Annotated in this window: 7 protein-coding genes and 1 tRNA gene; 5 read left to right on the top strand and 3 right to left on the bottom strand. The window is 56.4% G+C overall.

Annotated features, from left to right (window positions below; all coding sequences use genetic code 11):
• The first annotated feature begins 3 nt into the window (after positions 1–3).
• Positions 4–981 carry an ABC transporter ATP-binding protein gene (locus PFER_RS06855; RefSeq protein WP_048150241.1) on the top strand — a complete coding sequence of 326 codons (978 nt, stop codon included), beginning with the start codon at positions 4–6 and terminating at the stop codon, positions 979–981.
• On the opposite strand, the gene PFER_RS06860 is transcribed toward PFER_RS06855, so the two are convergent.
• Positions 978–1,559 carry a hypothetical protein gene (locus tag PFER_RS06860; protein ID WP_048150243.1) on the bottom strand — a complete coding sequence of 194 codons (582 nt, stop codon included), beginning with the start codon at positions 1,557–1,559 and terminating at the stop codon, positions 978–980. The two genes, PFER_RS06855 and PFER_RS06860, sit on opposite strands and share 4 nt — an antisense overlap.
• A 69-nt stretch (positions 1,560–1,628) precedes the next feature.
• On the opposite strand from PFER_RS06860, the gene PFER_RS06865 reads away from it, so the two are divergent.
• Positions 1,629–3,785 carry an ATP-dependent DNA helicase gene (locus PFER_RS06865; RefSeq protein ID WP_048150245.1) on the top strand — a complete coding sequence of 719 codons (2,157 nt, stop codon included), beginning with the start codon at positions 1,629–1,631 and terminating at the stop codon, positions 3,783–3,785.
• A 1-nt stretch (position 3,786) separates the two neighbouring features.
• On the opposite strand, the gene PFER_RS06870 is transcribed toward PFER_RS06865, so the two are convergent.
• Positions 3,787–3,864: transfer RNA gene (locus tag PFER_RS06870), tRNA-Gly, on the bottom strand.
• A gap of 90 nt (positions 3,865–3,954) precedes the next feature.
• Between PFER_RS06870 and PFER_RS06875 the strand changes: the two genes are divergently transcribed.
• Positions 3,955–4,575, top strand: a complete 621-nt coding sequence (locus PFER_RS06875) for an AAA family ATPase (RefSeq protein WP_048150247.1) — start codon at positions 3,955–3,957, stop codon at positions 4,573–4,575.
• On the opposite strand, the gene PFER_RS06880 is transcribed toward PFER_RS06875, so the two are convergent.
• Entirely contained in the window at positions 4,510–5,319 is an 810-nt protein-coding gene (locus PFER_RS06880; RefSeq protein WP_048150249.1) for a ZIP family metal transporter, read from the bottom strand. The two genes, PFER_RS06875 and PFER_RS06880, sit on opposite strands and share 66 nt — an antisense overlap.
• A gap of 72 nt (positions 5,320–5,391) precedes the next feature.
• On the opposite strand from PFER_RS06880, the gene PFER_RS06885 reads away from it, so the two are divergent.
• Together PFER_RS06885 and PFER_RS06890 are read left to right on the top strand one after the other, a co-directional pair.
• Complete coding sequence (locus PFER_RS06885) at positions 5,392–5,799, top strand: RNA-binding domain-containing protein (RefSeq protein WP_048150251.1); 408 nt, start codon at positions 5,392–5,394, stop codon at positions 5,797–5,799.
• Between the two features lie 113 nt (positions 5,800–5,912).
• A partial coding sequence (locus PFER_RS06890; protein ID WP_048150255.1) for a CoA-binding protein occupies positions 5,913–6,326 on the top strand: 414 nt, incomplete at its 3' end.

The raw sequence follows: 6,326 nt of genomic DNA on the forward strand, positions 1-6,326 counted from the left end.
AGCATGAGCGAGCCCATACTCAAAGTTGAAAACCTCAAGAAGTACTTCCCGGTCAAGGGATTGTTCTTCACGAAGGGCTACGTCAAAGCCGTTGACGGAGTGAGCTTCGAAATAAGGAAGGGCGAAACCTTCGGTCTCGTGGGTGAGAGCGGCTGCGGTAAGACCACCACGGGAAGAACCCTCCTCCGCCTTATAGAGCCCACGGCAGGGAGGATAATCTTCGATGGAAAGGACGTCACCCAGCTCAAGGGGGACGAGATGAAGTGGTTCCGCAGAAGGGCCCAGATCATGTTCCAGGATCCCTACTCCTCCCTCAACCCGAGGCAGACCGTCTTTGAGGTCATCATGGAGCCCGTGCGCTTCCACGGAATCCACGTTGACGACCCGGAGGAGTTCGTGATAAGGCTCCTCGAGAGCGTTGGACTCAACGAGATGCACCTCTACCGCTATCCCCACGAGTTCTCGGGCGGCCAGAGGCAGCGTATAGCACTGGCGAGGCTTCTCGCTTTAAAGCCGGAGTTCATAGTGCTCGACGAACCGACCTCTGCCCTCGACGTTTCCGTTCAGGCCAACATCCTCAACACCCTCAAGGATCTCCAGAAGGAGTTCGGATTCACCTACCTCTTCATCAGCCACGACCTCGGTGTCGTCAAGTACATGAGCCACCGCATGGGAGTTATGTACCTCGGAAAGCTCGTCGAGGTCGGACCTGCAGAGAAGATATTCGAGAACCCGCTCCACCCATACACGAAGTTCCTACTGTCAGCCATACCCGTCCCTGACCCGGAGCTGGCCAGGGAGCTCAAGGAAAAGCGTATGAAGGTTGAGGGTGAGCCACCGAGCCCAATAAACCCACCCGCTGGCTGTCGCTTCCACCCGAGGTGCCCCTTCGCAATGGAACGCTGCAAAAAGGAGGAGCCCCCACTAATAGAGGTCGAGAAGGACCACTACGTTGCCTGCTGGCTCTACGCCAAATCCTAACCTCTCTTCTTTTCTCCAATTAGGGCCCTTCTAAAGCCCTCGTCCATTTTCAGAAGGGCTGAGTAAACGGCGTCTTTCTTCCCCTTTTCATCGAGGACTTCTCCTTTCTCAAGGTCAACGCTGATTCTGTAATGGGTGAGCCCCTTCACGGTTACCTTAACCTCTCCGAGGTCGGCCGCGGATTTAACGCCGAGAACCTTTTTCAGTATGGCCAGAGAAAGCATCGCCTCACGGCTTTTCTCGGCCAGCTCCTCGTCCTCCTTAACGTGCCTGAAGAAGCCCGTGGGGAGGCCCAGGAGACGCGAGAGGTTCCAGCGTCTCATGTGCCTCATCCTGTCATCAATGCGCTCTCCCGCTAACTTCGCCACCTCCATGTAGAGGGCCTTCAGAAAGTCCTCGAGTTCATCCTCCCCTAAAAGGGCCTCGAGCGAACCCGCGGGGAGGGACTCCGGAAAGTTCCTCTTCCGTATCAGCGTGCTTATCCTCTCAACCCGGGAGAGCCTCCTCGAAAAGTGAGCGTCAATCGCGTACTCCTCCCCGTTTACCTCGAACACCAAAAAAGGCACCTTCACCTCCATGCTCCCACCGTATCCAGATCGGGGAAAGAGCTAAAAAAGCTTGCTCCCGAGTTAGGTGAGTGAGAGGGCATGAAGGTTGAAGAGCTTCCGGTTGACGAGAGGATAATCAAACTCCTCCTTGAGAGGGGGATAGAGGAACTCTACCCTCCCCAGGCTGAAGCTTTAAAAAGCGGCGTCCTGGAGGGGGATAACCTTCTCCTCGCCATTCCAACGGCGAGCGGAAAGACCCTTGTGGCTGAAATCGTGATGCTCAACAGGCTCTTCCGGGAGGGCGGAAAGGCCGTCTATCTGGTTCCCCTGAAGGCGCTGGCGGAGGAGAAGTACCGTGAGTTCCGCGACTGGGAGCGTTTTGGCGTGAGGATAGGGGTAACCACCGGAGACTACGACTCTTCCGACGAGTGGCTCGGGAGGTACGACATAATAATCTCCACCTCCGAGAAGTTCGATTCTATTCTGAGGCACAGGGCGAGCTGGGTTAAAGATGTGGGCCTCGTTGTGGCGGACGAGGTGCACCTCATCGGCTCCTACAACAGGGGGGCCACGCTGGAGATGATTTTGAGCCACATGATCGGGAAGGCGCAGATTCTAGCTTTGAGCGCAACGGTTGGAAACGCCGCGGAACTGGCGAAGTGGCTCAACGCAAAGCTCGTGATGAGTGAGTGGCGGCCCGTAAAGCTCAGGAAAGGAATATTCCACATGGGGGAGCTCAAGTGGGAGGACGGGAGCGTTGAGCGCTTCTCCTCCGACTGGGATGGCCTCGTGGTTGATGCCGTTAGGAGGGGCAAGGGGGCCCTTGTATTCGTGAACACGCGGAGGAGCGCGGAGAGGGAAGCCGTCAGGCTCGGAAAGAAAATCGGAAAGCTCCTCACAAAGCCTGAGAAGCGGGCCCTCGAGAAGCTCGTCTCGGAGGTGGAGGACAACCCCACCAACAGGCGCGTCAAGGAGGCCCTCATCAACGGCGTCGCCTTCCACCACGCGGGGCTCCCTAGGGACGTCAGAACACTTATAGAGGACTCTTTCAGGGAGGGGACGATAAAAACGATTGTGGCGACGCCGACGCTCGCGGTTGGAGTGAATACCCCCGCCTTTCGCGTTGTAATCCGCGATACGAAGAGATACTCGAGTTTCGGGTGGACGGATATCCCCATCCTTGAGATACAGCAGATGCTGGGAAGGGCCGGAAGACCGAAGTACGATAGCGAAGGGGAGGCCATAATAGTGGCCAAGGCGAACGAGGACCCGGATGAGAAGTTCAAGCGCTACATCCTCGGAAAGCCGGAGAAGCTCTTCTCCATGCTCTCAAACGAGAGCTCCTTCAGAAGCCAGGTGCTCGCCCTCATCACCAACTTCGGAATAGGGGACTTCAGGGGTCTCACCGCCTTCCTGGAGAGGACGTTCTTCCACCACCAGCGCGGCGACCTCTACACCCTTTCGGAGAGGGCGAAGCGGATAATCCACTTCCTCTTTGAGAACGGCTTCATAGACCTAACCCTCGACGATTCCTTCGTTCCCATCCCCTTCGGTGTAAGGACGTCCCAGCTCTACCTCGACCCGCTCACGGCGAAGCGCTTCAAGGACGCTCTACCGCACCTCGAGGAGAACCCAAACCCCCTCGGCGTCTTCTACCTCCTCGCGAGTACGCCGGACATGAGTTCCTTCTACGCAAAGAAGAGCGAGATGGACGATCTGATTGACCTCGCCTACGAGATGGAGGAGCACCTGTACACGGATATACCCTACGAGGACTACGAGCTTCAAATCTTCCTAGGGAACCTCAAGACCGCCAAAGTTCTCCTCGACTGGATAAACGAGGTGAAGGACGAGCGCATCCTTGAGGAGTACAAAATAGACCCTGGAGACCTGTACCGCACGCTCGAACTGGCCGACTGGCTCCTCTACTCCCTCGTGGAGATATACAAGCTCTTCGAGCCAAAGGATAGAGTTCTCAACTTCCTCCAGGAGCTGAGGCTCAGGGTGAAGCACGGCGTCAGGGAGGAGCTCCTGCCGCTCGTGAAGCTTCCGATGGTGGGTAGAAAGAGGGCGAGGGCCCTTTACAATGCGGGCTTCAGAACCCCGGAGGAGATAGCCAAGGCGAAGCCAGCTCAGCTGCTCAAGGTCGAGGGGATAGGACCGGGGATACTCAAAGAGATATACAGGGCGCTGAACGTGGAAGTTGAGATCAGGGAGAAGCGCTCGAAGAAAACGCTCGACGCGTTTTTTAAATGAATGGTGCGGTGGCCGGGATTTGAACCCGGGTCAGCGGCTCGGGAGGCCGCGGTCCTAGACCAGACTAGACTACCACCGCCCCAGCATTCTATTATAGTACAAAGTGAGCTTAAAAGCTTTATGGGCTAAGCTTTTTAAGCGGAGGCCCCTAGTTGCGGGTGGGCTCAAGGTGATAATCTACGTCGTTGGAATGCCAGGCTCAGGGAAGGGGGAGGTCGTCAAGGTCTTCAGACGTCTCGGTGTTCCCCACGTTTCTATGGGAGACGTGGTGAGGGAGGAGGCGGAGAAAAGGGGCGTTCTCAAGACGCCAGAGGGAATGCGCAAGGTGAGCATACAGCTGCGCCAGGAGTTTGGGGAGAGCGCGGTAGCAAAGCTGTGCATCCCGAAAGTCAGGAAGCTCCTGGCGGAGCACGATACCGTTGTGGTTGACGGTGTGCGCTCCCTCGACGAGATAGGCACTTTTAGGGAAGCGTTTCCAGAGGAAAAGATGGTGGTCATAGCTGTCCATTCATCCCCACATAAGCGCTTCGAGAGGCTTCGCAGGAGGGGCAGGAGCGACGACCCCTCGACGTGGGGGGACTTCGAGGAGAGGGACTGGAAGGAGCTGCGCTTTGGACTCGGGAACGTCATAGCGCTCGCGGACTACATGCTGGTGAACGATGACGGCCTTGATGAGTACCGTATGAGGATTCTCCAGCTGGCAAAAAAATTGGGGGTTTTAGACCTACCCCAACATGGAATCAAGGAAGAGCATCACGTAGAAGCCGATGAAAAAGCCGAGAGTTATTAGCGTCTCGTTCTCCTCCTTTTTGTAAATCTCCGGTATCATCTCCTTGACGGTGACGTAGAGCATTGCCCCCCCAGCCATGCCAAGACCGTAGGGCAAAAGCCCGTGGAAGGTGCTGAAGAACACCGCCCCAAGGAGGGCCATGACCATCTCCGCGACGCCGCTTAAGACGCCCATGGCGATGGGTTGAAGGCGCTTCTTCTGGAGAACCGCGAGGGGGAGCGAGACCACCGTGCCCTCGGGGAAGTCCTGGATTCCTATGGCTATGGCCGTCACGAGCCCCGTGGGAATGTCGTAAACGATGGAGGTTCCAACGGCGAGCCCCTCCGGAAGGTTGTGGATTATCACGGCCAAAACGATGAGCCACACGACCCTTATCCTCTCCCTGAGTTCACTGGGCCCTTCGTAGCCCTTGACGAGGTGCTCGTGGGGGACGAGGTTGTCTATGGCGTATATCATGAGAACGCCCAGGGCGATGCCCACTCCCGCCGGAGTAAACGTCCCCGTGGACTCTATGGCCGGGAGTATCAGACTCGTGAAGCTCGCCACTATCATAACACCAGCCGCGAAGGAGAGGCTCACGTCAACGCTCCATTCGGGAAGGTTTCTCGCAAATATGGCCACGAGAGAACCCAAACTCGTCATAAGGGCCACGAAAATTCCCGCGTAGAAGACCACCAGCATTGTGCTTCCGCCCGATACCTCGAGAAGGTACCCGCTGAGTGAGGTTACGAAGTTTTCTAACATTATTCGGACACCCTAAAAAGTATGGGGCAATTATTTATAAGGATTTCGCGGAGTCTCCAAAAGGTGAGAAAAATGTTCGAGGAAGTCGAGGTTGAGGCTCACGTTCATCCAACCGAGGACGTCGAGAAGGTCAAGAGGGCGATGCTCGCTCTCGTCCCGGAGCTGGAGTTCGAGGCCTTCGAGCAGGGCGACGAGATGATCCTCGTGGGGAAAACGCGGAGCAAAAAGGCCCTCCAGAGGCTCTACGAGCTCTTCAGGGGGCAGGCCATACTGGACACGGCGAGGGCCATACTCGAGGAGGGGACCTTCGGCGAGGAGATAATATTCAAGGTCAACAAGCAGGTGGCCTTCGTTGGGAAGGTGAACTTCAACGAGGAATCGCCCCTCGGCCCGCTGACCATTATCATACGCTCGAAGGACCCTCACAGGCTCATAAAGTGGCTCGCGCCTAGGACGAAGAATGGAGTGCCCATAGAGTGAGGCCCGGGCCTCACATCTCCCTTCTGCCCACGAGAAAACTATATAAACGTAAAAGAAAACCCCAAATAGCTTCGGTAAAGGGCATTAATGGACATGAACGGAAGGTGGTTAAGATGAATCTGAACCCGCTGTTTTACCCCAAGAGCGTGGCCGTGATCGGAGCCTCCAACAAGGAGGGCAAAATCGGAAACGCCATAATGAAGAACCTCATAAACTTCGGTTTTAAGGGCAGGATATACCCCGTGAACGTTAAGGAGAAGGAAGTGCTCGGATTAAAGGCCTACCCCAGCGTCTCGGCCATCCCCGATGAGGTTGATGTTGCCGTCATAGCCATCCCCGGGAAGTTCGTTCCTGATGTGATTGACGAGTGCGGCGAGAAGGGAGTTAAAGCTGCCGTGGTAATCTCCGCCGGCTTCAAGGAGGCCGGAAGGGTTGAGCTCGAGGAGGAGCTCGTTAAGAGGGCTAAAAAGTGGGGTATAAGACTCGTCGGCCCGAACTGCCTCGGCGTCACCAACCTTGAGAACGGC

The sequence above is a fragment of the Palaeococcus ferrophilus DSM 13482 genome (genome assembly GCF_000966265.1).
In the GTDB taxonomy this organism is placed as follows: domain Archaea; phylum Methanobacteriota_B; class Thermococci; order Thermococcales; family Thermococcaceae; genus Palaeococcus; species Palaeococcus ferrophilus.

Excerpts from the sequence above, each read along its gene's own strand:
- PFER_RS06855 (WP_048150241.1), top strand. The coding sequence starts at position 4 with ATGAGCGAGCCCATACTCAAAGTTGAAAACCTCAAGAAGTACTTCCCG.
- PFER_RS06860 (WP_048150243.1), bottom strand. The coding sequence starts at position 1,559 with ATGGAGGTGAAGGTGCCTTTTTTGGTGTTCGAGGTAAACGGGGAGGAG.
- PFER_RS06865 (WP_048150245.1), top strand. The coding sequence starts at position 1,629 with ATGAAGGTTGAAGAGCTTCCGGTTGACGAGAGGATAATCAAACTCCTC.
- PFER_RS06880 (WP_048150249.1), bottom strand. The coding sequence starts at position 5,319 with ATGTTAGAAAACTTCGTAACCTCACTCAGCGGGTACCTTCTCGAGGTA.
- PFER_RS06885 (WP_048150251.1), top strand. The coding sequence starts at position 5,392 with ATGTTCGAGGAAGTCGAGGTTGAGGCTCACGTTCATCCAACCGAGGAC.